The organism is uncultured Jatrophihabitans sp., from assembly GCF_964244045.1.
Classification (GTDB): Bacteria; Actinomycetota; Actinomycetes; order Mycobacteriales; family Jatrophihabitantaceae; genus Jatrophihabitans.
In genome coordinates this window covers 17,414-39,135 of record NZ_CAXTHK010000001.1, presented here as the reverse complement: position 1 = coordinate 39,135, position 21,722 = coordinate 17,414, and the positions used below count along the sequence as shown (strand labels likewise).

The following is a 21,722-nucleotide window of genomic DNA, read 5'->3' as shown; positions in this document are numbered from 1 at the left end:
CGTGGGTGCGTTCGTCGGCCTGCTGGCCGGACTCGGACTGCTGCTCATCTGGCGCAGCGGCCCGCGGGCCCCGCAGCGCAAGCCGACCACGATCAGCTGGGCGACCCGGCGTCGTGACCTGCTGCGGCAGGCCGGCATCGGCGGCGTCGGGCCCGGTCAGCTGTTCGCCGTGCAGGTGCTCGCCGCCGTCATCGCGTTCGTCCTCGTCGTGGCCGTCACCCGCACCGTGGCCATTGCCGCTTGTTTCGGAGTCTTCGGTTTCTTCGTGCCGGTACTGGTGGTACGCCGCCTGCGTGCGCGGCGTCAGGGGACGCTGCGTGAGCTCTGGCCCGAAGCCATCGACAACCTCGCCTCGGCCGTACGCGCCGGCATGTCGCTGCCCGAGGGGTTGTCGGCGCTCGCCGTCCGCGGGCCGGCCGAGCTGCGCGCGCCGTTCGCCCGATTCGCCGCCAACTACCGCGCGACCGGTCGGTTCGGGACCTGCCTGGACGCGCTGAAGGACGACCTCGCCGACCCGGTGGGCGACCGCGTCTGCGAGACGATGCGGGTCGCGCGTGAGGTCGGTGGAAGCGACCTCGGCACGGTGCTGCGCACGCTGTCCGAACTCCTGCGCGCCGACGCCCGCACCCGCGCCGAGCTCGAGGTCCGCCAGGGCTGGGTGGTCAACGCGGCTCGGCTTGCCGTGGCGGCACCGTGGGTCGTCCTGCTGCTGCTCGGGACGCAAACCACGACGCTGCAGGCCTACGACACCGCCGGAGGCACGCTGCTACTGGTCATCGGCGCGGTCGTGTGCGCGGTGGCCTACCGGATCATGCTGCACATCGGCAAGCTGCCCGAGGAACGCCGGGTGCTGCGGTGACGGGGTTATGGCTGGCCGGTGCCGGTCTCGGATTGCTGGCTGCGCTCGGGGTCGTGCTGGCCGTACGGGCCACCCCGCCGATGCGCCCGGTCCGGCTCGCCGACCGCATCGCCCCCTACCTCGGTGACACGCCGCCGCCGTCGCGGCTGCTGGCCCGCCCGACCGCGACGTCCGCGCCGTTCACCGTCGTGCGCCGGGTATTCGGTCCGCTGCTCGGCGAGCTCGTGCGGGTCGTCGATCGCGCGGTCGGCGGGGCCGGGTCGGTGCGCCGTCGGCTCGGCGGCCTGGGCAGCCCCCTGACGCTCGAGGAATTCCGCATCGAGCAGGTCGTGTGGGGTGTCGGCGGAACGGTTGGCGGCGCGTTGCTCGTGGGGGTTGGAGGCTGGGCCCGGGGCGGGGCCAGCCCGCTGTTCGTCGTGCTGGCGGCCCTGGCCGGGCTGGTCGGCGGCGTGCTCGGCCGCGACTGGTTCCTGTCGCAGCAGCTCGAGCGACGGGAGCAGGCGATGCTGTCGGAGTTCCCGGTGGTGGCCGACCTGTTGGCCCTCGCCGTCGTCGCCGGCGAGTCGCCGATCGATGCGCTCACCCGCGTCTGCAACCTGACCGACGGTGAGATCGCACGCGACCTGCGTCGTGCCCTCGACCGGGCGCGCTCGGGTACGCGAATCACGACCGCGCTGTCCGACCTCGCCGAGCAGACGACGCTGGACTCGTTCTCGCGCTTCCTGCAGGGGCTCGTGGTCGCGGTCGAGCGAGGGACGCCGTTGGCCGACGTGCTGCGCGCGCAAGCCGTCGACGTCCGCGAGGTCGGCAAGCGGGCACTGCTCGAGGCCGGCGGCCGCAAAGAGATTTCCATGATGGTGCCCGTGGTGTTTTTGATCTTGCCGGTCACCGTGTTGTTCGCATTGTTCCCGGGCCTGTTGACACTGACGTCGCTGGCCCGGTGACTCGAGGAAGGAACCAATGAAACTGCTGACATACCTGCAGGTATGGTTATTGATGGCGCACGACAGGGTCAAGAACGACGACCGCGGCGACGTGCCCGGTTGGGTGATGGTGACAGTGATGACGGCCATCCTGGTCGTCGCGATCCTCGGTGTGTTCGAGCCGCAGATCAAGAGCTCGCTGTCCGGGATCATCGACTCGGTAAGTGGGTCCGGGAAGTAACGTGCGCGGGCGGCTCGCTCGGTTCGGCGACGACGCAGGTGCGGCGGTCGTCGACTTCGTCATGATGTCGATCTTGCTGCTTCTACTGCTGTTCGCGGTGCTCCAGGCAGCTGTCTACTTCTACGCCCGCAACGTGGCTGCGGCATCGGCTGCCGACGCCGCTCGCTACGCCGCGGCCGAGGGCGTCGACCCCTCGTCGGGAGCGGCTCGAGCACAGCAGCTCATCGGGCAGGGTCTCGACGACAAGGACGCGGCGGCCATCCACTGCGCGTCCGGCCTGGCGCGCGATGAGCTGTCCGGGCTGGCCGTGACCACCGTGCACTGCCGTGGCCGGGTGCGGTTGTTCTTCACCCCGCTCGGCCTGCCGCTGACGGTCGACGTCCGGTCGTCAGTGCTGCGGGAGGGGCGATGAGCGACGCTTGCGGAGCGAGGGTAGGGCGGTGAAACGACGGTTCCAGCAGCTGCGGCAGGCCGGGGACGGACGTGCCGACGGCGGCAGCGCGATCATCGAGTTCGTCTTCGTGGCCATCGTGATCATGGTCCCGCTGATGTACCTCGTCGCCGCGGTGGCAACCGTGCAACGGGCGCAGCTCGCCGTCAGCCAGGCGGCTCGCGACGCCGGCCGGGCCTTCGCCACCAGTGACACCGCTGCGCAGGCCGGCGCGCGCGTCGAGGCCGCGGTGCGTCTGGCCCTCACCGATCAGGGGTTGCCGAACGATGCCACCGTCCGCTTCGTGCCCAGCGGGTCAGGGTGTGCCGGACCGGGGATCACCCCGGTGCTTCGGGCCGGTGCCGAGTTCGCGGTGTGCGTCAGCCGCCGCACCGAACTGCCCGGCGTGCCGACCGTGCTCTCCGGCCGCGGGATCCGCACCGTCGCCGAGTTCGTCGTGTACGTCGACGACTTTAGGAATTTCTCGTCATGAGGGAGCAACGCGACGACGGGTCGACGATCCCGCTCATCCTTGGGTTCTTCCTCATCGCCTTGATCATGGTTGCGGCGTCGGTGTCGCTCGGGCAGGCGTTCGTCCAGCAGCGCGACCTGCAGGACGTGTGCGACGGCGCGGCCGCGGCCGCTGCGGCGAGTTCGGCCGACCTCGACCGCGAGAGCTCGGTGGCCGGCGGCTCGTCACTGCGTTTCACGAACGTCGGCGCCGGCGTCGAGGCCTACCTGCGGCGCGACCCGTCGCGAACGGGCGTGCTGGTCGGCGTCGCGCTGTCACCCGATCGCGAACGGATCACCCTCACCTGCCGGCAGACCCGCCCGCTCGCGTTCGGGAAGTACTTCGGCCGGGCCCGGGTGCAGCACACCACCACCTCGAGCGCACGCGCCGCAGTGGTGGGATAGCCGCATGGTCGAACAGGTCGCCGACGGTGTCTTCCTCGGGCGCGGCACCGATGTCAACTGGATCCTTGCCGTCGACGGTGACGGGCTCACCCTCATCGACACCGGCTACCCGGGCGACCGCCCGGCGCTCGAGGCGTCGATCAGCGCGCTCGGCCGGCGGCCGCAGGACGTGCGGGCCGTGCTGCTCACGCACGCGCACATCGACCACGTCGGCTCGGCGGCCCACTTCGCCAAGCGGTACGGCACGCCCGTGCTCACCGACGCCGTCGAGGTCGGGCACGCCCGCCACGAGTACCGCGAGCAGGCCAGCCCGCTCGACGTCGCCCGCAACATCTGGCGCCCGGGCGTGCTGCCCTGGACGGTGCGCATCATCCGGGCCGGCGCGCTCACCGACATGCCCGTGCCACAGGCCACCGCCTTCCCGCGCCCCGGCGCGCTCGACCTGCCGGGACGCCCGACGCCGGTCGCCACCCACGGGCACACGTCGGGGCACACCGCCTACCTGCTGCCCGACGCCGGCGCGGTGGTCACCGGCGACGGGCTGGTCACCGGCCACGCGGTGTCCCGGACGCAGGGCCCGCAGCTGATCGCGCCCTGGTTCGATCACGGCGATTCCGCGGCCGCCCTCACCCCGCTCGAGACGCTCGACGCCGACCTGCTGCTTCCCGGCCACGGCGACCCGTGGCGCGGGCCCATCGCCGACGCCGTCGCCCGGGCCCGCGAACACCGCCGACCCTAGAATTGCCCGTCGTGCCCCGCCTCCTCGTGCTCAACGGGCCGCCGGGCGTCGGCAAGTCGACGCTCGCGCAGCGCTACCTGGCCGACCACCCGGGCGCATTGAATCTGGACGTCGACCGGCTACGGCGCTTCCTCGGCCGGTGGCGCGCCGACCCGGTGGGCTCGGCGTCCCTCGTTCGAACATTCGGCGTAACCGCCGCGCGCACCCACCTCATCGCCGGTCACGACGTCGTGGTGCCGCACTACCTCGGCCGCGTCGAGCACGTGCAGGAGTGGGAGTCGCTGGCCGACGACATCGGCGTCGAGTACCGCGAGTTCGTCCTGCTCGAGTCCAAGGACCGCATCCTGGCCCGGTTCGCCGCCCGCACTGCGGCCGCCGTGGATCCGGTGCATCTCGACGCCCAGCAGTTGCTGGACGCCGCCGGGGGCACGCCGCAGCTGGAGGCCATGTACGACCGCTTGCTGCTGCTCATGGCCAACCGCCCGCACGCCCAGCTGCTCGCCGCGCCCGAGGGTGACCCCGACGCGACCTACGCCGGCCTGCTCGACCGTCTCGCCGCCGGCTGAACGAGCGTCGCCGCCGCGGCCTGCCGGATCGCATCCGCCACCTCGGGTCGGCCTGCAGGGCCGCGGCGTGCGCACCGTGGTCGCGATCTGCACGCTCGCCGACGTCGCGCTCATCGCCGCCGGCACCGCCGGGGCCGGCGCCGTGATCCGGCGTGCCGACTGGGTGCTCGACGCCGTCCGCTACGCCGGCGCTGCGTTCCTGCTCGGCTACGCCGCGTTGGCAGCTCGCCGGTCGGTGCGCGTCACCAACGTCACCGCGCAGTCGGCCGACATCGGCACGCGAAGCGGTCGAGCAATCGTGGCCCCGGCGGGCAGCGCGCTGTGGTTCTCGGCCATCGGCTTCGGCGCCCAGCGCCTCGGGCGCAGCTTCGACCGGCCGCTCACCTGGCGAATCCTCGACGCGTTCGTCGCCGTGGTCATGACCCGCCACCGCCGTCCGGTTGCTACTCGACTGAGAAGTCGACAACCACCGGCGCGTGGTCGGACGGTGCGTTGCCGCCCTTGACCGAACCCTTGCGCGCCTCCCGATCGACGTAGGCGTCGGTGACGGCCGAGGCCAGCGCCGCCGAGGCGTACACCAGATCGATGCGCATGCCCATGTTCTTGTGGAAGCTGCCGGCGCGGTAGTCCCAGTAGGTGTAAGGCGTGTCGTACTTCATCGCCCGGGGCACCACGTCGGCCAGGCCCTGCTCGCGCAGGTCGGCGAGCTTGGCCCGCTCGGCGGGGGTGACGTGCGTCGAGGTCGTGAACAGCGCCGGGTCCCACACGTCGTTGTCGGTCGGGGCGATGTTGAAGTCGCCGAGCACCGCGAACCGCGCGAAGTTCGGCAGCTCGGAGCGGACCGTCGCAGCCAGCGCGTCCAGCCAGCGCAATTTGTAGTCGTAATGCGGATGCCCGACCTCGCGGCCGTTCGGCACGTACAGCGACCACAGGCGCACCCCGCCGCACGTCGCCCCGATGGCCCGCGGCTCATGCGCTTCCAGCATGGCGTCCTCGGGCACGAACCCGGGCTCGTCGAGCAGGCCGCGCCGTACGTCCTCGACGCCCACCCGCGACAGGATGCCGACGCCGTTCCACCGGCCGGTGCCGTGGACAGCGACCTCGTAGCCGAGCGCCGCGATGTCCTCGCCCGGGAACTGCTCGACACTCGTCTTGAGTTCCTGCAGGCAGAGCACGTCGGGCTGCGCCTGGGCGAGCCAATCGAGCAGCTTCGGCAGCCGGGCGACGACCGAGTTCACATTCCAGGTGGCGATCCGCACGCTCTCAGCCTGGCAGACGCTCGCTCAGTCGAGCTTGACGAAGACCGCCGACGGATCGCGGCGAACGGGCACCGGCGTCAGCAGGCGGCGGCGGCAACTGGCGCGTACGGCCTCGGCGCTCAGGCCGGCGGAGACGAACAGAACGAGGCAGGTCAGCAATCCGATCACCTCACAGCGCTACCCGACGCCGACGGCGGACAAACTGGCCTACGGACAGCTCTCGGTGCGCCGGCCGCGCGGACCCCGGGAAACCGGGCAGGATGACGGCAACGAAGGGACATTGTGAGCCTCGTCGCCGTCGCCCGGCCGACGCGCCGAAGCGGAGCGAGCCGCCCCGGCCGCGCGTTTCCGCTCGTGACGGTCGTCGCAGCGCTGACCGTCCTCGCTGTGGCGCTGCGGCTGTTCCGCCTGAACTACGGCTACGCCCACCCGGTGGCCGAGTACGACGGGGGCGTCTACCTGTCGTCGGCCCTCGCGTTCGTCGATGGCCGGCTGCCCTACCGCGACTACGTGTTCGTCCAGCCGCCCGGGATCGTCTTGCTGCTGAGCCCGGTCGCGCTGCTGGCCAAGGCCGCCGGGACAGCGCAGGCCATGGGTTTGGCCAAGATTCTTGTCGGCCTCGTCGGGGCGGCGGCGGTGCCGGTCGGCGCGCTCGTCCTGCGGCATCGCGGGCCGGCTGCCACGACGCTCGGTTGCGCGGTGCTGGCCCTGCAAGGCGACGCGATCGCTTCGGCCTGGACGCCGCTGCTCGAGCCGTGGTTGGTGCTGTGCTGCCTGGGGGCGGCTGCGCTCGCGTTCACCGGGGACGAGCTGGCCGGCTCTCGCCGCCTGCTGTTCGCGGGCGTCCTGCTCGGTCTGGCCTGCTCGATCAAGATCTGGGCCGTCGCGCCCGCCGTCGTCCTCGTGGTCGTGGCCCTGGCCGCGCGTCGTGGCCGCGCCCCTTTGGCCGGGTTGCTCCTCGGCGCCGGCGTGCCGCTGTTGCCCTTTGCGCTCGCGTCGCCCGGCGCGTTCTGGCATCAGGTGGTGGTCGCGCAGGTGACGCGCTCCGCACCGACGCGCACGCCAACGGCGTTCCGGCTGGTGCACATGTTTGCGACGTCCACGCCGAACGGCGAGCAGCCGGATCCGCTCGAGTGGGCGTTGCTCGTCACCGTCGCCCTGCTCGTGCTCGTGCTGCTGGTTGTGCCGTGGCTGCGCCGCCCACCACGCTCGCCCCTGGAGTGGTTCGCGGTCGGCGCCGCGGTGCTCGTCGTCGCCATGCTGCTGACGCCGGACACCTTCTACTGGCACTACGCCACCTTCAGCACGCCGTTCCTGGTGCTGGCCGGTGCTCTGCGGCTGCCTCCCCGGTGGGGACGACGTCCAGCCGTCGCGGTGGCGAGCGTCGCGGTTCTGGTGCTGGCCGTGCTCGTGGTGCCGCGGTCGGTGCGCTCGACCCACCCGTACGACAACCACCGTGCGCTGCAGGCGGCCATCCCGAAGGGCGCGTGTGTGGTGTCCTCGACCCCTGGCGCGACCATCGCCGCCGACCGCGTGTCGACGCGCGGATCGTGCCCGCCGCTGTTCGACCCGTTCGGTCAGATCCTCGCCGCGACGGGCGGTCAGGCCCCGAGCGAGGCGCAATTGCGCCGGCCCGCGGTCATCCGGCTGTGGTTGGCGGCCTACCGGCGCGCGGATTTCGTCTACCTGCAACCCCGCGCCACCCCGCAATTCCCGACCGACGGGCCGGCGCAGGCCTACCTCGACCGGAACTTCCGCCGGCTTCCGCTCACCGGGCCGGGTCAGCTCTACGAGCGCGTCGGGCCGGACGCCGGCTCCGCGTAGGCTGAGCGGTCGTGGACGTCCCTGCTGATCTGAAGGAATTGTCCGCGACCCTCGCCAGCATCGAGGCCGTCGTGGACGTTGCCGCCATGCGCCGCGAGCTCGAGTCGCTCGAGGCCGAGGCGTCCAAGCCCGACCTGTGGGACGACATCGAGAACGCCCAGCAGATCAACAGCCGGCTGTCGCACGTGCAGGGCGAGATCCGCCGGGTCGAGGACCTGCGCCGTCGGCTCGACGACGCGCAGACGCTGTGGGACCTTGCCGAGGAGATGGACGACGCCGACTCCCGCGTCGAGGCCGAGAACGAGGTCACCGGCCTGCAGAAGGCCATCGACCTGCTCGAGGTCCGGACCCTGCTCTCCGGCGAGTACGACGCCCGCGAAGCACTCATGACCATCCGCTCCGAGGCCGGCGGGGTCGACGCCGCGGACTTCGCCGAGATGCTGCTGCGCATGTACGCGCGCTGGGCCGAGCGGCACAACTACACCGTCGAGGCGCTGGACACGTCCTACGCCGAAGAGGCCGGCATCAAGTCGGCCACCATCCAGATCAAGGCGCCCTACGCCTACGGCACGCTGTCCGTCGAGCAGGGCACCCACCGGCTGGTGCGTATCAGCCCGTTCGACAACCAGGGGCGCCGGCAGACGAGTTTCGTCGGCGTCGAGGTGCTGCCGGTCGTCGAATCGACGGACCACGTCGAGATCCCCGACGACGACCTGCGCGTCGACGTGTACCGCAGCTCCGGCAAGGGTGGACAGGGCGTCAACACCACGGACTCCGCGGTGCGCCTCACGCATCTGCCGACTGGGATCGTCGTCACCTGCCAGAACGAGCGCAGCCAGATCCAGAACCGCGCCTCGGCCATGGCTGTGTTGCAGGCCCGGCTGCTCGAGCGGCGCCGCGAGGAAGCGCAGAGCGCCATGGACGCTCTGAAGGACGGCAGCAACTCCTGGGGCAACCAGATGCGCAGCTATGTCCTGCACCCGTACCAGATGGTCAAGGACCTGCGGACGGACTTCGAGGTGGGCAATCCACAGGCAGTTCTCGACGGCGACATAGACGGCTTCATCGAGGCCGGGATTCGCTGGCGGCGCAGCACGGAAAACGCCGTTTCCTGAGCCCTGGCGGTGCGTCCATAACACGGCGCAACCTGTGTTCGCGCGGGCCAGCCTCACCGGCCGACAGGTTTCCGTTGGGTAACCTCGGTTCTCGTGATCCGGCTCGAGAACGTCTCCAAGGTCTACCCGGCCGGTGCCCGTCCTGCCCTCGACTCGGTCTCGATCGACATCGACAAGGGCGAGTTCGTCTTCCTTATCGGTCAGTCCGGATCGGGTAAGTCAACCGTGCTGCGGCTGCTGCTGCGCGAGGAGCTGCCCACCACGGGCACGATTACCGTCGACAGCCGCAACGTCGGCAAGCTGCCCGGCCGCAAGGTCCCCGAACTGCGTCGCAAGATCGGTTGTGTGTTCCAGGATTTCCGTCTGCTGCCGAAGAAGAACGTCTACGAGAACGTGTCGTTCGCCCTCGAAGTGATCAACAAATCGCCGAAGGCCATCAAGCGGACGGTGCCCGAGGTGCTCGACCTTGTCGGGCTCACCGGCAAGGCCAAGCGCATGCCCACCGAGCTGTCCGGCGGCGAGCAGCAACGCGTCGCCATCGCCCGCGCGTTCGTCAACCGGCCGCTGGTGCTGCTGGCCGACGAGCCCACCGGAAACCTGGACCCTGACACGAGTCAGGGCATCATGAGCCTGCTCGAGCGGATCAACCGCACAGGCACGACGGTCGTGATGGCAACGCACGACAACAACATCGTGGACGCCATGCGGCGGCGGGTCATCGAACTGGACAACGGCACGGTGATCCGCGACCAGAACCGTGGGGTCTACGGGGTCGGTCGCTGATGCGCGCCAATTTCGTGATGTCCGGCGTGGGTATCGGTATCCGCCGCAACGTGACGATGACGGTCGCGCTGATCCTGAGCACGGCGATCGCGCTCGCGTTCGTCGGAACCGCCATCCTTGCCAACATCGAGATTTCGCGCTTCCGGCAGAACTACGAGGGCAAGCTCAACACGTCGGTCTACCTCTGTGCCGCCGTCTACGACGCGCCGTGCACGGGCCGCACCACACCGGCCCAGACCGAGGAGATCGAACGCAAGCTCAAGGCCTACCCGAACGTCACCGCCGTCTCCTATGTCTCGGAGGCCCAGCAGTTCCAGCGGTTGAAGGAGACCGCGTCCGAGCGGGTGCTCGCGCAGTCGAAGGTCGGCGATCTGCCGGCGTCGTTCACGGTGAAGCTCAAGGACATCGGCAAGGACTACGACAAGTTCGCGCGGACGTTCTCGGTCGTGCCGGGGATCTCGGTGATCAACAACCAGATCGACACAATTCGCAGCCTGTTAGACATCATCGACGCCGCGCGCATCTTCTCGATCGTCATCGCCGCGGTGGTACTGATCGCCTCGATCCTGCTGATCGCCAACACGATCCAGGTCGCTGCGAACCAGCGACGCAACGAGACCAGCATCATGCGGCTGGTCGGCGCGTCCCGGTGGATGACCGAGCTGCCGTTCATGATCGAGTCGATCATCGCGTCGGCGGTGGGTGGCCTGATCGCGTTCGGCCTGGTGGCGATCGGCAAGAACTACGCCCTGAACGACGTGTTCGCGACGCAGACGAAGAACGGCGTGATCCCGAACCTGACCACCAACGACCTGCTCATAGCCAGCGGCATCGGGCTGATCTCGGGGGTCGTGCTGTCGGCGATCGTCGCGATGGCCACGTTGCGGCTTTACGTCAGACTGTAGGAATGAGCGAGGCTTGCGGAGCGAACGGGTGATGAGCCCACCGGTTCCTTCGAGCAACCGGCAGGCCGGGCGGACGATCATCGCGCAGAACCGCAAGGCCCGCCACGACTACACGGTGCTCGACACCTACGAGGCCGGATTGGTGCTCACCGGTACCGAGGTCAAGTCGCTGCGCCTGGGCCGTGCGTCGCTCGTCGACGGGTTCGCCACCATCGACAGCGGCGAGGTGTTCCTGCGCAACGTCCACATCCCCGAGTACGAGCAGGGCAGCTGGACGAACCACGAGCCGCGCCGGGTGCGCAAGCTGCTGCTGCATCGCGGCGAGATCGAGCGGTTGGTCGGCAAGACCAAGGAGTCCGGGCTGACGCTCGTCCCGCTGGCGCTGTACTTCACCGAGGGCAAGGTGAAGGTCGAGCTCGCGCTGGCCAAGGGCAAGCGCACCTACGACAAGCGGCAGGACCTCGCCCGCCGCGACGCCGACCGCGAGGTGGCGCGCGCGCTCGGCCGTCGTAATAAGGGCAGCGATTGATGCACGACGCGGACGTCCCGGCCTGGTGGCAGCGTCTCGGGTTGCCCGGCCTGATCGACGTCCACGTGCACTTCATGCCCGAGCGGGTCATGGCCGCGGTGTGGGACTACTTCGACCACGCCGACGTCAACTACGGCCGCGCCTGGCCGGTGCAGTACCGCGGGACCGACGCTGAACGGGTGGCGAAACTGGCCGAGCTGGGCGTGCGTCGCTATTCGGCGCTGCTGTACCCGCACAAGCCCGACATGGCCGAGTCGCTGTCGGCATGGGCACGCTCGTTCGCCGCCTCGAACCCTGCGTGCGTGGCCACCGGAACGTTCTTCCCCGAGGAGTCCGCTGCCGGCTACGTCCGCGCGGCCCTAGACGCGGCCACGGTGATCTTCAAGGCGCACGTCCAGGTCGGCGGTTACGACCCCCGCGACCCGCTGCTCGACCCGGTGTGGGGGCTGCTCGCCGAGGCCGGCGTCCCGGTGATCGTGCACTGCGGCAGCGGTCCGATCCCTGGCGTGCACACAGGCCCCGGGCCGATCAGCGAGGTGCTGCGTCGGCATCCGTCCCTCACTGCGGTGATCGCCCACGCCGGCGCGCCCGAGTACGACGAGCACCTCGACCTCGCTGAGACGTACCCGAACGTCCACCTCGACACGACGATGGTCGGCACGACGTTCATGAACGAGATCGCGGCGGTGCCGCGGTCGGTCATCGGGCGGTTCGGTCAGCTGCAGGACCGCATCGTGCTCGGCGCCGATTTCCCGAACATCCCTTACCAGTACGCCGAGCAGCTCGACGCCCTCGACCGCTTCGAGCTCGGCGACGACTGGCTGCGGGCCGTCTGCTGGGACAACGGCGCCCGGCTCATCGGTGCCCCGGCCGACTAGCTCGTCGCGGCGCCGGAGATGTTGACCATCCATTGCACGCCGAACTGGTCGGCGCACATTCCGAACGAGTCACCCCACGGCGCCTTCTCCAGCGGCATGTGGACCATCCCGGAGCCGCTCAGCTGCTCCCAGTAACCCGTGAGCGCGGCCTCGTCATCGCCACTGAGCGAGATCGAGATGCTGCCGCCCGGCCGGTGTTCCATGCTGGAGGGCGTATCGGCCGCCATCAGCACAAGTCCGTCGGGCGCCTCGAGCTGGGCGTGCATCACCCGGTCCGCCTCCGCCGGCTCGTGGGGCATGCCCCCGTCCGCGAACGTCATGACGTTCAGCTCGCCCCCGAACACCGATTGGTAGAAGGTCATTGCCTGCCGAGCGTTGTCCCGGAATGCGATGTAGGGGTTGAGGTTGATGGGCGGCACGGCGGACCTCCGATTGGCGGGAGCCGCTAGGATAGAGCGGTTACCCACGAAGGGGGTGAATGGTCTCGACTCTGTCCGTCGAGACAGGGGAAGCGGGCCGAGGACCGTATTGCTGACCTCGTTAAAAAAGCGATACAAATAAAATAAGCGCCGACGAAAGTCGCGCCGACTTCGCTCTTGCTGCCTAGTACAGCCTGAGCAAGTCTGTCAGCCCGGGAATGTCACCGGCCCGGTCGCTGGCATCAGCTAGGTGACTCACCGTACCCACCGGCCACGGATGGGATCGGGACAACCAACAGTGGCTGGGCCCGTCACCGACGACTTGTGTGCGTGATCGTCGGGGGCCGAGTAGAGACACTGCACACTGCGCCCGGAGAAGCCCTGTGGAAGCGGCGGAGGACGCGGGTTCGATTCCCGCCACCTCCACCCCTGAGATCGACGAAGGCCCCGCACCGTTTCGGTGCGGGGCCTTCGTACGTCGCGCCGTTGCCCTACTCGGCGGAGCAGTCATACGACGTGCGCCTTTGTCATACGCCTGTGTACACCCGTCGGAGTGGACCTAGTGTGGTCCAGCGCTAGCGACGTAGGTCCCGCAACGACGTCGTTCGGGATCGCACTCGTAGGGTCGGGCATGCCCGCACCTCGCATCGCTGTCGTCGGCGCCGGAGGCGTCGGTTCGTACTTCGCAGCCCGTGCTGCGCTCGCGGGCGCGGAGTGACGCTGTGCCTGCGCCGGCCTCGTCCGGAGCTGGTGGTCCGCACTGACGGTCAGGAGCTGCGCCCGCTCGTCGCCACCATCACCGATCCGGCGGAGGTGGCCGACATCGACTGGGTGTTCCTGGCCGTGAAGGCTCAGCAGACACCTGACACCGCTCCCTGGCTGCCGGCGCTCGATCGCGGCGCGTCGCTGGTGATGATGCAGAACGGGGTGCGGTTGCCGTCTCGCGTCGACGGGCTGTGGTCGGGCCCGACGATGCCGGCCGTCGTCTACTGCCCGGCCGAGGTGGTCTCACCCGGCGTCATCGAGGTCCGCGGACGCGGTTACGTTCATGTCCAGGACGACGAGTGCGGGCGGGCGCTGGCTGCGGCGTTCGGCCCGGAGCAGGACGAGGTGGTTCCCGTGCCGGACTTCGCCCGGACGGCGTGGGAGAAGCTGGTCAGCAACGCAGCGGTCAACAGCCTCACCGCGCTCACCTGCCGACGGGTCGAGGTCATGCGCGAACCCGGCGTGGCCGCGATCGGCCAGGCGATCATGGCCGAGTGCGCGGCCGTGGCCGCCGCCGAGGGCGTCACCACCTCGGTCACGATCGTCGACGACACGCTGGCCCGGATGCAGGCTTCACCCGCGGGCATGGGCAGCTCGATGTACTACGACCGGGTGGCCGGTCGCGAACTGGAGCACGAGGCGCTGGTGGGAGCGGTGGTGTCGATCGGCGCCGAGCACGGAGTGCCGACGCCGGTCAGCGCGATGGTGCTCGACCTGCTCCGGGCGGTCAGTGGACAGCCGCTGCCGGGGTGATGACGACGCCGAGATCGCCGTAGGGGGCGCGGCCCTTGCCGATGTGCCCAAGTGTGTTGAGTACTCGGCTGACCCGCACCATCACGCCGTACTTGGCGCGCACCTTGCGCTGGATGGCATCGAACTCGTCGCCGCTGGTCACCAGGGCAGCTGTGCCGGTGACTTCAGCCGCGCCGTCCTTGACCCGTCCGCGCGCATCGCACGGCTGCAGGGTTACCGCGGAGTTGTTGCGCATCCTCTTGACCTTGACGCTCGTCGACGATGTCCAGAAGCCCAGCCGACCGCCCTCGAGAGGCACGACCCAGACCGGCAGCGACACCGGCTTGCCGTCCTTGCGGTACGTCGTCAGCGATAGGTACTTCTCGTCGGAAATGTCCACGGTTGCAGTCTAGGAGCGCCGACGTCGCTGCTGCGTCAGCGATCACTAGCGTTGCACGAACCGCCGTCGCTCGGTTCCGAAGAAGAGGAGGACACCGTGGGTCGTCCCATGACCGTCTCGCAGAACGTCGTCATCTCAGTTGCCCCCGACGTCGTGTTCGCGAGCATCAGCGATCCGATCCAGACCGGTCGGTGGAGCCCCGAGAACCTCGGCGCGACGGTTGACGGAACGCTCACGGTCGGTTCGACGTTCGTCGGCCGCAACCGCCGGGGCCGGATGCGTTGGGTGACGCGTTGCCAGGTCACCGCCTACGAACCGGATCGACGTTTCGCCTTCGACGTCGAGGCCATCGGCGTGCGGCGCCCGTTGATCAAGGCCCCGATCGCGTCGTGGTCCTACGACCTGACTCCCGTCGACGGTGGCACCCGGGTGATCGAGACGTGGGTCGACCGCCGTACATGGCGCGATCGGGTGGCCACCGTGTTCGACAAGCTGGCCACGAAGTCGACGTTCGCCGAGTTCAACGCCCGCAACATCCAGCGCACCCTGGACCAGCTGAAGCGGACGTTGGAGTCGCACGCGTGACAGCACCCCTGGACGGCGTCCTCGTTGCCGACTTCAGTCGGGTGCTCGCCGGCCCGATGGCCGCCATGACGCTCGCCGACCTGGGCGCGACGGTGGTCAAGGTCGAGCGTCCGGGTGTGGGCGACGAGAGCCGGGCCTGGGGCCCGCCATGGACTGCGCGGTCGTCTGCGTACTACGAGTGCGCGAACCGCAGCAAGTACAGCGTCGCCCTCGACCTCGCCGATCCACAGGACCGGGCGCGCGCGATCACGCTGGCGTCGCGCGCCGACGTCGTCGTGGAGAACTATCGCCCCGGGTCGCTGGCCCGCTTCGGTCTCGACTACGCGAGCGTGTCGGCGCTCAATCCCCGGGCTGTGTATTGCTCGATGACGGGGTTCGGTGACGACGCAGGACGCGACCGGCCGGGTTACGACTTCCTGGTCCAGGCCGTCGGTGGGTTGATGAGCATCACCGGCGACGTCGACGGCGAGCCGACGAAGGTGGGCGTCGCGGTGGTCGACGTGCTCACCGGCAAGGACGCGGTCATCGGCATCCTGGCCGCGTTGGCCGCGCGCGCGACGACCGGCCGTGGGCAGCACGTCCAGGTCGAGTTGCTGTCGAGCCTGCTCGGTGGGCTGGTGAACCAGGCGGCCGGCTTCCTTGCCACGGGCGTTCCGCCGGGGCGGATGGGCAACCGGCATCCGTCGGTGGTGCCGTACCAGACGCTGCGCTGCTCGGACGGGCCCTTGGCTGTTGCCTGCGGCAATGATGGCCAGTTCGAGCGGCTGGTCGGCGTGCTCGGCCGTCCGGAGCTGGCCAATGATCCGCGGTTCACCAGTAACAGCGATCGGGTGGCCCACCGGGATGAGTTGATTCCCGCGCTTGAATTGAGGACGGCGACGTTGCCGGCGGCGAAGTGGGAAGCGTTGCTGTCGTCGGCCGGTGTGCCGGCCGGACTGGTGGGCGACGTCGGTAACGCCATCGCGCGCGCCGACGGGTTCGGGCTGGCCCCGACGCTCGATCTCGGTGACGGCGAGGTGCGGCAGATCCGGCACCCAGTGCGCTACTCGGACAGCGCCGTGGGCACGGCTGTCCGTCCGCCCGGGGTGGGGGAGCACGACGCGCTGGTGCACGCCTGGCTGGATGGCGACGATGATGCGGTCCTGCCCAGGCGTTCGGTCTAGCGCACCCCGCGCGGCCGGTACTGCACGCTGATCCGCGGCCCGACCGGCTTCGCCGTCTTGGGGACGGCATGCTCCCAGGTGCGTTGGCAGCTGCCACCCATGACGACGAGGTCGCCGTGGCCGAGGTCGAGGCGCAGGGTGCGGCTCGGGTCGCCGACGCCCGGACGTGGTCGCAGCAGCAGCGCGCGCGGTGCGCCCAGCACGATGATCGCGACCATGGTGTCGTGTTTGTTGCCGCGGCCGATGCGGTCGCCGTGCCAGGCCACGCTGTCGCGCCCGTCGCGGTAAAAGCACAGGCCGGCGGTGGCGAACGGCTCGCCGAGCTCCTCGGCGTAGTGCCGGTCAAGTGCGCGTTTCGCGGTGCCCAGCGCTGGGTCGGGCAGCGCGTGCTGCTCGTCGACGAAGTGCAACAGCCGCGGGACGTCGACAACCTTGTCGTACATCGGCCGACGTTCGGCGTGCCACTCGACGCCGTCGCGCAGCCGGTCGAACAGCGTGTCGGCGCCGTGCACCCAGTGGTTGTGCACGTCGATCCAGGCGCCGTTGCTCAACCGCGTGCGGACGGGTGCGAGCTCACCGAGCCGGACGCCGTCCTCGAGGTCGAGCAGCGAGGCCTGGAACGCGGTCATGCAGCAATATTATCAAACGCGTGTTCGATCGCGCTAGCGATCGTCGGGGTTGGGGATGAGGACGGAGCGAGCCTGTTTGACGGTCACGTTGCCGGCGGCCGTGGGTCCGGCGACGGTGCCCGGGATGGTCGCCGCCTGCCCGCCGGCGACGGCGAAGCTGGCGGTCCACGTTGCCGTGGCGTGAATGGTCAGCGGACCGCTGCTGCGATACGTGTGCCCGAAGTAGTTCGGGCACTGCGCTGTTCGGCAGGGGTCGTGCGCGTTGTCGTAGGCCTTTCCGGGACTGCTGGTGGTGGCGGTGTTCTTGTCGCCGAAATCCCATTCGACGTGGTCGAGGGTGAGGCTCACGGTGACACCTTGCCCCAGGATTGTCAGCGGCGGGAGTTGCTGATTCTTGGGTGCATCGACCCACATGATTGTTTCGATGTTGACCAACGTCGAATCGTGCGGCGCGAGGCCCAGTTTCGCCGTCGGGACCAGGCGCACTACCCGGTCGAGCACCATCGCCGCCGTGACCACGGGTTTTGCTGGTTGTGTGCACACCGACCCGTTGTAGGTCCAGCTCCCATTAGCTTGTTTCTGGACTCGTATCGAGGCACTCGTGGCCCCCGGTGCGGCCTGCTTGCATCCGGGAACGACGGAGTCACAGGTCGCGGCGTCGTCTTGAGCAACTGGGTCACCGAGTCCGCTGAGGTCGCCGGCAGTGCCGCTGCCACAGGCGACAAGTTGGGTAGCTCCGACCGGGACCGTGCCTTGTCCACCCCTAGACGTTTTGGGGCCTGCAGCGCCCGGTCGACTCCCCGAAACGGATACAGACCCCGCGCCACCGCAGCCAAAGATGTTCTTGGTTGAGCTGCAAGGGTTAGCAACTGCAGGCGTACTCGCGCTGAGCATTGATCCTACGAGGGTCGACATGACCAGTAGACAGCGCAGTCGCCGAGTCACTTAACTGCCCTTTTCCAATCCACAATCGTCCATCGCGAGCCGGTCCATCGAAGCCAATTGCGGAACGTTCCAGCGTGTATTGACGGTGCCTCTCCGTCCTGCCGCCCGGAGGCGCTGATCACCTTTAAAGGCGTCTGATTGAAGGTCAGATCGATCACGGCGGTGGCGCCAGCGTGACCGTCGTTCGCTTGCACAGTGCTGTCTGTTACAACTATTCGGCCGCCGATGAAGTGTTCGTTGGCGGCGCGTGTCGAATCAATGATGTTTCTGGAAAAGGCGGCACACCCGGCGCAACTCGACGTATAAAGGTTTCGGATCGCAGCCGAACTAGTGGTCGCGTACGCCCAATCAAGCGTCCGCATCCAGTATCGGGCGTAAGCGTCAGCACCGGCCGCTGTGTTCAGCCTGCCCAATCGTTCAAGCGTCGGCGGCTTCTCCCCGGGGCGGACGTTCGGACCCGTGGTCGCAATGGTCGGGGTCGGACTGGAGGACGTGCTGGGTGCCGTGGGGGTGGCAGACGTCGAGGCGGGCGAGGTCGTGGGCAGCGCAGAGGTCGGCCCGGTCGTGTTGCCGCCCGAGCCGCTGCTCGTGCACGCAACTGCCCCGACCAGAATCAGGGCAATTGGTGCGATCCCCCACCTGCGCACGCCGTAGATCTTCGCACGCACCGCTCGTCCTCGCAGGTTGTCCACAAGTCGAACGGCTGCCATCGCCGGGTGCGGAGCCGGCATACACAAGCGTCATACAGTTACGGGAAGACGTACGGGTGTCCCGCGAGCCGCCGCAGGTCACCCGGGCTACCGTCGACGTCATGACCGAAGCCCCGAGCGTGCTCGGCGTCGCCCAGCCACCAGTCACCGCGACAGAGCTGCAGCAAGCCCACGGCGCGCTGCTGCGCTACCGCATCATGGCCTTCGTCACCGGCGTCGTCCTGATCGCCGGCTGCATCACGCTGATCTTCAAGTACGGCACCAGCGTCGACATCGACACGGCCAGCGGTTACCTCTGGATCGCGCACGGCTGGCTGTTCGTTGTCTACGTCATCGTCACCGCGCTGCTGGGCATCAAGCTGCGGTGGCCGCTCGGGCGCTACGCGCTCGTCATGCTGGCAGGCACCATCCCGACCATGTCGTTCGTCGCCGAGCACCTCGTGACTAAAGCGGCCACCCAGGCACAGCAGGCTCAGCCCAGCGCTGCGGCCTGACCGCCCAGCCCGTCCATCAGATCGGTCCGGGCCCGCGCAACCCGCGATCGGATCGTGCCGATCGGGCACGACAGCACGTCCGCGGCCTCGGCGTAGGACAACCCCAACACCTGAGTCAGGACGAGCGCCTCGCGGCGAGCGGGCTCCAGCGACGACACCAGCATTCGCATCGCCACGCCGCCCGACGGATCGGCCTCGGCGCGAGACGTAGACGCCGGCAACTGCCGCTCGCGCACCGCCGAACGCACTGCGTCCGCACAGGCCCGCCGCGCTATCGACAGCAACCACGTCCGAGCAGCCGAGCGCCCCTGGAAGCGATGCAGCGACGCGAACGCCCGCGCGTAGGTGTCCTGGGTCAGGTCATCGGCAAGCTGTGACGAACCGAGCGCCACACACAGCCGCCAGACGTCGGCCTGGGTCGCCCGCACGAACGCTGACGCCGCGGCGGTGTCGCCCCGCCGGGCCCGCAGCGCGAGCAGGGTGATCTCGTCGAAGTCTCCAGCAGCACCGTCCATGTCACAGCCAAAATACGCGGGAACTCTGAGGGCCCTCCGAGCGACTAGAGCAGACGTGAGGTGTGACCGGTATCAGACCGCGGCGTCCGCGCGCATGGACGGCGAGCCGCTGGGCATGTCGACGTCCGCGCTCGACGCCCACCTGAGCAGCTGCCCCGTGTGCAAACAGTGGGTCGAGCAGGCCACGAACCTCACCCGCACGGCCCGCCTCGACGCCACGCCCGTGCCCGACCTCGCCGACCAGATCGTCGCCGACGTTGTCTTGCCCGCCCGTCGCGTGCACCGTCGACGCACCCTGCTTCGCGTCGCGCTGTTCGTCACCGGGCTGGTCCAGCTGGGCATCGGCCTGCCCGCGCTGGTCGGCGACAGCATTGGTATGGCGATGTCGATGCACGGCGCACACGAGATGGCCGCGTGGGACCTCGCCACCGCCGCCGCGTTCGTCGCTGCCGCCTGGTTGCCGCGCCGGGCCGCCGGCCTCGTGCCGCTCCTCGCGACGTTCCTGGCCATCCTGTCCGTGCTGTCGGTGCGTGACATCGTCACGGGCGCGGTCGGCCCGGACCGGCTCGCCACGCACCTCGCCGCGCTTGCGGGGCTCGTCCTGCTCGTCTTCCTCGACCGCACGGAACGCGCGATCCAGCCGAGCCCGGCCCAGGCCGTCCACACCCATGTCGACGACGGCCCCACCGACCTGCGAACGGTCGCGTGACCGTGAAGCGTTTCCTGCTAATACTTGTCAGTCTGATCGGCGCCGGGTTGCTGCTCGCCGCGCCGGCCGAGGCGCACGCCACCGTCGTCACCTCGACGCCGGCTGACGGCTCGCGCCTGGCCAAGGCCCCGGCGAGCGTCACGATCACCTTCGACGAGAGCGTCGGGCTGGGTGGCATCGGCTACCTGCACGTCACCAACGGCAGCGGCAAACGCGTTGACGCCGCTGCGGCCACCCATCCGAACGGCGACGCCAGCAAGGTCACTGACCAGCTCGTGAATGGGCTCGGCGACGGCACGTACACGGCGAGCTTCCGGGTGATCAGCGCCGACTCGCACCCGGTCGCGGGCACGATCCGCTTCGTCGTCGGCAACGGCGCACTGGCTCGTGGCAGCATCAGCACGACGGCGACGAACGGGGCCACGGGTGCGCTGTTCGACGTCAGCCGGTGGATCACCTACGGCGGGCTCGCGGTGCTCGGCGGGGCCTGGCTGCTGCTCACGGTCTGGCCGGCCGGGCGCGACGACGTCCGCGCGCGCCGGGTGGTGTGGACGGGCTGGGGCGCAGCGGTCGCCGGCGCCCTGCTCGAGCTCACGCTGCAGGGCCCGTACACCGCGGGGGAGGGGCCCGCCGGCCTGCGGCACTGGTCGCTGCTGCAGTCGACGCTGCGCACCGACTACGGCCAGCTGCACAGCGTCCGGCTCGTCCTGCTCGCTGCGATCGCGCTGTTACTCGCCAGATCGTTGCGGACGGGGGCCGAGCGGGCGCCGTGGGAGGCCGTCGGCGGCGCGCTGGCTGTCGGGCTGGTGTACACCGTATCGGCCGGCGGGCACGCCGACACGACGTCGCCGAACTGGCTGTCCATCCCCATCGACATGCTGCACCTGCTGGCGATGATGGCGTGGGTCGGCGGTCTGGTGGTGCTTGTCGTGGCGTTGCTGCCACGCCGCGACCCGGAGGAGCTGAGCATCGTGCTGCCGGTCTTCTCGGCCACCGCGTTCAACTCGGTCGTCGTCCTCGCCGGCACGGGCACGTACGCGGCGTGGCGCGGCATCGGCACCGTCGACGCGATCTTCGGCACGACATACGGCCTGCTGGTGATGGCCAAGGTGCTGCTGTTCATCACCCTCCTGGCGCTGGCGTACATCTCGCGCAGCGTGGTGCGGCGCCGCTTCCACCGCCCGCAGCTGGCGTACGCCATGACGGCCGATCTCGTGGCGGCCGATCCCGAGCCCGACACCGCCCCACTCGAGACGGAACGGCTGCGGCGCTCGGTGTACGTCGAGGCGATTGTGGCGATGGTCGTGCTGGGCCTGACGGGCGTGCTCGTCGCCGAACCGCGCGGCAAGGAGTCGCTGGCCGTGCAGTACCGCGAACCGGTCAGCGCCACGGCCTCCCTCGGCGGCGGTGCGTCGGTCACCGTCACCTCCGACCCGGGGACGCACGGCACCGTGCAGCTGACCGTCGACGTCACCGGCGCCAGCCCGACGTCCATCACCGCGTCGGCTACCCAGCAGGCGCGGGAGATCGGGCCCATCCCGGTGACGTTGACCAAGGAGGGGTCGCGCACCTGGGACGGCAGCACGAGCCTGCCGGTCAGCGGGCGCTGGGAGATCGATCTTGTCGTCACCACGTCCCAATTCGACGCCACCACCACCGATGTCGTCCTGTCCCTGCACTGACTGGAGCC

30 protein-coding genes and 1 other RNA gene are annotated in these 21,722 nt (G+C 69.5%); 23 read left to right on the top strand and 8 right to left on the bottom strand.

Annotated features, from left to right (window positions below):
• The first annotated feature begins 1 nt into the window (after position 1).
• The 9 genes from ACFFC4_RS00250 to ACFFC4_RS00210 all read left to right on the top strand — a co-directional run bounded on the left by ACFFC4_RS00250 (position 2) and on the right by ACFFC4_RS00210 (position 5,178).
• Positions 2-859 (top strand): type II secretion system F family protein, encoded by an 858-nt coding sequence (locus ACFFC4_RS00250; RefSeq protein WP_375496580.1) that lies wholly within the window; start codon positions 2-4, stop codon positions 857-859.
• Positions 856-1,803 (top strand): type II secretion system F family protein, encoded by a 948-nt coding sequence (locus tag ACFFC4_RS00245; RefSeq protein WP_375496578.1) that lies wholly within the window; start codon positions 856-858, stop codon positions 1,801-1,803. Before ACFFC4_RS00250 ends, ACFFC4_RS00245 begins: the two co-directional genes overlap by 4 nt.
• A 16-nt stretch (positions 1,804-1,819) precedes the next feature.
• Positions 1,820-2,023, top strand: a complete 204-nt coding sequence (locus ACFFC4_RS00240) for a hypothetical protein (RefSeq protein WP_375496576.1) — start codon at positions 1,820-1,822, stop codon at positions 2,021-2,023.
• On the top strand, positions 2,007-2,435 hold the full coding sequence (locus ACFFC4_RS00235; protein WP_375496574.1) for a TadE/TadG family type IV pilus assembly protein: 429 nt from the start codon (positions 2,007-2,009) through the stop codon (positions 2,433-2,435). Before ACFFC4_RS00240 ends, ACFFC4_RS00235 begins: the two co-directional genes overlap by 17 nt.
• Positions 2,436-2,463: 28 nt before the next feature.
• On the top strand, positions 2,464-2,946 hold the full coding sequence (locus ACFFC4_RS00230) for a TadE/TadG family type IV pilus assembly protein (protein ID WP_375496572.1): 483 nt from the start codon (positions 2,464-2,466) through the stop codon (positions 2,944-2,946).
• Complete coding sequence (locus ACFFC4_RS00225) at positions 2,943-3,368, top strand: pilus assembly protein TadG-related protein (RefSeq protein ID WP_375496570.1); 426 nt, start codon at positions 2,943-2,945, stop codon at positions 3,366-3,368. The genes ACFFC4_RS00230 and ACFFC4_RS00225 overlap by 4 nt, the downstream gene beginning before the upstream one ends.
• A gap of 4 nt (positions 3,369-3,372) precedes the next feature.
• The gene (locus tag ACFFC4_RS00220; RefSeq protein WP_375496569.1) at positions 3,373-4,107 is read left to right on the top strand and encodes an MBL fold metallo-hydrolase; all 735 of its coding nucleotides are present in this window, start codon (positions 3,373-3,375) and stop codon (positions 4,105-4,107) included.
• 11 nt (positions 4,108-4,118) lie between these two features.
• Positions 4,119-4,673: an AAA family ATPase gene (locus tag ACFFC4_RS00215; protein ID WP_375496568.1), complete on the top strand. Its 555-nt coding sequence runs from the start codon at positions 4,119-4,121 to the stop codon at positions 4,671-4,673.
• Positions 4,674-4,740: 67 nt separating this feature from the next.
• Positions 4,741-5,178, top strand: coding sequence for a LysE/ArgO family amino acid transporter (locus ACFFC4_RS00210; protein WP_375496567.1), 438 nt, complete (start codon positions 4,741-4,743; stop codon positions 5,176-5,178).
• Here ACFFC4_RS00210 and ACFFC4_RS00205 read toward each other — a convergent pair.
• Positions 5,117-5,932 carry an exodeoxyribonuclease III gene (locus ACFFC4_RS00205; protein ID WP_375496566.1) on the bottom strand — a complete coding sequence of 272 codons (816 nt, stop codon included), beginning with the start codon at positions 5,930-5,932 and terminating at the stop codon, positions 5,117-5,119. The genes ACFFC4_RS00210 and ACFFC4_RS00205 overlap by 62 nt on opposite strands.
• Positions 5,933-5,956: 24 nt before the next feature.
• Complete coding sequence (locus ACFFC4_RS00200; protein ID WP_375496565.1) at positions 5,957-6,100, bottom strand: hypothetical protein; 144 nt, start codon at positions 6,098-6,100, stop codon at positions 5,957-5,959.
• A gap of 114 nt (positions 6,101-6,214) precedes the next feature.
• Here ACFFC4_RS00200 and ACFFC4_RS00195 point away from each other — a divergent pair, with 114 nt between their 5' ends.
• From ACFFC4_RS00195 to ACFFC4_RS00170, 6 genes are all read left to right on the top strand, one after another.
• Positions 6,215-7,756, top strand: coding sequence for a glycosyltransferase 87 family protein (locus ACFFC4_RS00195; RefSeq protein WP_375496564.1), 1,542 nt, complete (start codon positions 6,215-6,217; stop codon positions 7,754-7,756).
• Positions 7,757-7,767: 11 nt separating this feature from the next.
• A complete protein-coding gene (prfB, locus tag ACFFC4_RS00190; RefSeq protein ID WP_375496563.1) occupies positions 7,768-8,871 on the top strand; it encodes a peptide chain release factor 2 in 1,104 nt (367 codons plus the stop codon).
• A gap of 93 nt (positions 8,872-8,964) precedes the next feature.
• Complete coding sequence (ftsE, locus tag ACFFC4_RS00185) at positions 8,965-9,654, top strand: cell division ATP-binding protein FtsE (protein WP_375496562.1); 690 nt, start codon at positions 8,965-8,967, stop codon at positions 9,652-9,654.
• Positions 9,654-10,559, top strand: a complete 906-nt coding sequence (gene ftsX, locus ACFFC4_RS00180) for a permease-like cell division protein FtsX (protein WP_375496561.1) — start codon at positions 9,654-9,656, stop codon at positions 10,557-10,559. The genes ftsE and ftsX overlap by 1 nt, the downstream gene beginning before the upstream one ends.
• A 31-nt stretch (positions 10,560-10,590) precedes the next feature.
• A complete protein-coding gene (smpB, locus tag ACFFC4_RS00175; RefSeq protein ID WP_375496560.1) occupies positions 10,591-11,088 on the top strand; it encodes an SsrA-binding protein SmpB in 498 nt (165 codons plus the stop codon).
• On the top strand, positions 11,088-11,966 hold the full coding sequence (locus tag ACFFC4_RS00170; protein ID WP_375496559.1) for an amidohydrolase family protein: 879 nt from the start codon (positions 11,088-11,090) through the stop codon (positions 11,964-11,966). The genes smpB and ACFFC4_RS00170 overlap by 1 nt, the downstream gene beginning before the upstream one ends.
• Here the strand turns inward: ACFFC4_RS00170 and ACFFC4_RS00165 are convergent.
• A complete protein-coding gene (locus ACFFC4_RS00165; RefSeq protein ID WP_375496558.1) occupies positions 11,963-12,385 on the bottom strand; it encodes a VOC family protein in 423 nt (140 codons plus the stop codon). The genes ACFFC4_RS00170 and ACFFC4_RS00165 overlap by 4 nt on opposite strands.
• Positions 12,386-12,436: 51 nt before the next feature.
• On the opposite strand from ACFFC4_RS00165, the gene ssrA reads away from it, so the two are divergent.
• Positions 12,437-12,814: a transfer-messenger RNA gene (ssrA, locus tag ACFFC4_RS00160) on the top strand.
• Between the two features lie 285 nt (positions 12,815-13,099).
• The gene (locus ACFFC4_RS00155) at positions 13,100-13,903 is read left to right on the top strand and encodes a ketopantoate reductase family protein (protein ID WP_375496557.1); all 804 of its coding nucleotides are present in this window, start codon (positions 13,100-13,102) and stop codon (positions 13,901-13,903) included.
• Here the strand turns inward: ACFFC4_RS00155 and ACFFC4_RS00150 are convergent.
• Positions 13,878-14,282, bottom strand: coding sequence for a PPOX class F420-dependent oxidoreductase (locus tag ACFFC4_RS00150; RefSeq protein WP_375496556.1), 405 nt, complete (start codon positions 14,280-14,282; stop codon positions 13,878-13,880). The two genes, ACFFC4_RS00155 and ACFFC4_RS00150, sit on opposite strands and share 26 nt — an antisense overlap.
• Before the next feature lie 108 nt (positions 14,283-14,390).
• Here ACFFC4_RS00150 and ACFFC4_RS00145 point away from each other — a divergent pair, with 108 nt between their 5' ends.
• Both ACFFC4_RS00145 and ACFFC4_RS00140 read left to right on the top strand, forming a co-directional pair.
• A complete protein-coding gene (locus ACFFC4_RS00145) occupies positions 14,391-14,867 on the top strand; it encodes an SRPBCC family protein (protein WP_375496555.1) in 477 nt (158 codons plus the stop codon).
• Complete coding sequence (locus ACFFC4_RS00140; protein WP_375496554.1) at positions 14,864-16,030, top strand: CaiB/BaiF CoA transferase family protein; 1,167 nt, start codon at positions 14,864-14,866, stop codon at positions 16,028-16,030. The genes ACFFC4_RS00145 and ACFFC4_RS00140 overlap by 4 nt, the downstream gene beginning before the upstream one ends.
• Here the strand turns inward: ACFFC4_RS00140 and ACFFC4_RS00135 are convergent.
• The 3 genes from ACFFC4_RS00135 to ACFFC4_RS00125 form a co-directional block, all read right to left on the bottom strand.
• A complete protein-coding gene (locus ACFFC4_RS00135; RefSeq protein WP_375496553.1) occupies positions 16,027-16,659 on the bottom strand; it encodes an alpha-ketoglutarate-dependent dioxygenase AlkB in 633 nt (210 codons plus the stop codon). The two genes, ACFFC4_RS00140 and ACFFC4_RS00135, sit on opposite strands and share 4 nt — an antisense overlap.
• A 33-nt stretch (positions 16,660-16,692) precedes the next feature.
• On the bottom strand, positions 16,693-17,178 hold the full coding sequence (locus tag ACFFC4_RS00130) for a hypothetical protein (RefSeq protein WP_375496552.1): 486 nt from the start codon (positions 17,176-17,178) through the stop codon (positions 16,693-16,695).
• 422 nt (positions 17,179-17,600) lie between these two features.
• Positions 17,601-18,074 carry a DUF6318 family protein gene (locus ACFFC4_RS00125; RefSeq protein WP_375497152.1) on the bottom strand — a complete coding sequence of 158 codons (474 nt, stop codon included), beginning with the start codon at positions 18,072-18,074 and terminating at the stop codon, positions 17,601-17,603.
• Here ACFFC4_RS00125 and ACFFC4_RS00120 point away from each other — a divergent pair.
• Both ACFFC4_RS00120 and ACFFC4_RS00115 read left to right on the top strand, forming a co-directional pair.
• Positions 18,064-18,258 carry a hypothetical protein gene (locus tag ACFFC4_RS00120; protein ID WP_375497172.1) on the top strand — a complete coding sequence of 65 codons (195 nt, stop codon included), beginning with the start codon at positions 18,064-18,066 and terminating at the stop codon, positions 18,256-18,258. The two genes, ACFFC4_RS00125 and ACFFC4_RS00120, sit on opposite strands and share 11 nt — an antisense overlap.
• 157 nt (positions 18,259-18,415) lie before the next feature.
• Positions 18,416-18,808: a DUF3817 domain-containing protein gene (locus ACFFC4_RS00115; RefSeq protein ID WP_375496551.1), complete on the top strand. Its 393-nt coding sequence runs from the start codon at positions 18,416-18,418 to the stop codon at positions 18,806-18,808.
• Here ACFFC4_RS00115 and ACFFC4_RS00110 read toward each other — a convergent pair.
• A complete protein-coding gene (locus ACFFC4_RS00110) occupies positions 18,787-19,323 on the bottom strand; it encodes a sigma-70 family RNA polymerase sigma factor (RefSeq protein WP_375496550.1) in 537 nt (178 codons plus the stop codon). The two genes, ACFFC4_RS00115 and ACFFC4_RS00110, sit on opposite strands and share 22 nt — an antisense overlap.
• 94 nt (positions 19,324-19,417) lie before the next feature.
• Here ACFFC4_RS00110 and ACFFC4_RS00105 point away from each other — a divergent pair, with 94 nt between their 5' ends.
• Together ACFFC4_RS00105 and ACFFC4_RS00100 are read left to right on the top strand one after the other, a co-directional pair.
• Positions 19,418-20,032, top strand: a complete 615-nt coding sequence (locus ACFFC4_RS00105; protein WP_375496549.1) for a hypothetical protein — start codon at positions 19,418-19,420, stop codon at positions 20,030-20,032.
• On the top strand, positions 20,029-21,714 hold the full coding sequence (locus ACFFC4_RS00100; RefSeq protein ID WP_375496548.1) for a copper resistance CopC/CopD family protein: 1,686 nt from the start codon (positions 20,029-20,031) through the stop codon (positions 21,712-21,714). Before ACFFC4_RS00105 ends, ACFFC4_RS00100 begins: the two co-directional genes overlap by 4 nt.
• The last annotated feature ends 8 nt before the right edge of the window (positions 21,715-21,722 follow it).

Excerpts from the sequence above, each read along its gene's own strand:
- ACFFC4_RS00105 (WP_375496549.1), top strand. The coding sequence starts at position 19,418 with ATGGACGGCGAGCCGCTGGGCATGTCGACGTCCGCGCTCGACGCCCAC.
- ACFFC4_RS00110 (WP_375496550.1), bottom strand. The coding sequence starts at position 19,323 with ATGGACGGTGCTGCTGGAGACTTCGACGAGATCACCCTGCTCGCGCTG.
- ACFFC4_RS00240 (WP_375496576.1), top strand. The coding sequence starts at position 1,820 with ATGAAACTGCTGACATACCTGCAGGTATGGTTATTGATGGCGCACGAC.
- ACFFC4_RS00220 (WP_375496569.1), top strand. The coding sequence starts at position 3,373 with ATGGTCGAACAGGTCGCCGACGGTGTCTTCCTCGGGCGCGGCACCGAT.
- ftsX (WP_375496561.1), top strand. The coding sequence starts at position 9,654 with ATGCGCGCCAATTTCGTGATGTCCGGCGTGGGTATCGGTATCCGCCGC.
- ACFFC4_RS00170 (WP_375496559.1), top strand. The coding sequence starts at position 11,088 with ATGCACGACGCGGACGTCCCGGCCTGGTGGCAGCGTCTCGGGTTGCCC.
- ACFFC4_RS00145 (WP_375496555.1), top strand. The coding sequence starts at position 14,391 with ATGACCGTCTCGCAGAACGTCGTCATCTCAGTTGCCCCCGACGTCGTG.
- smpB (WP_375496560.1), top strand. The coding sequence starts at position 10,591 with ATGAGCCCACCGGTTCCTTCGAGCAACCGGCAGGCCGGGCGGACGATC.
- ACFFC4_RS00135 (WP_375496553.1), bottom strand. The coding sequence starts at position 16,659 with ATGACCGCGTTCCAGGCCTCGCTGCTCGACCTCGAGGACGGCGTCCGG.
- ACFFC4_RS00115 (WP_375496551.1), top strand. The coding sequence starts at position 18,416 with ATGACCGAAGCCCCGAGCGTGCTCGGCGTCGCCCAGCCACCAGTCACC.
- ACFFC4_RS00225 (WP_375496570.1), top strand. The coding sequence starts at position 2,943 with ATGAGGGAGCAACGCGACGACGGGTCGACGATCCCGCTCATCCTTGGG.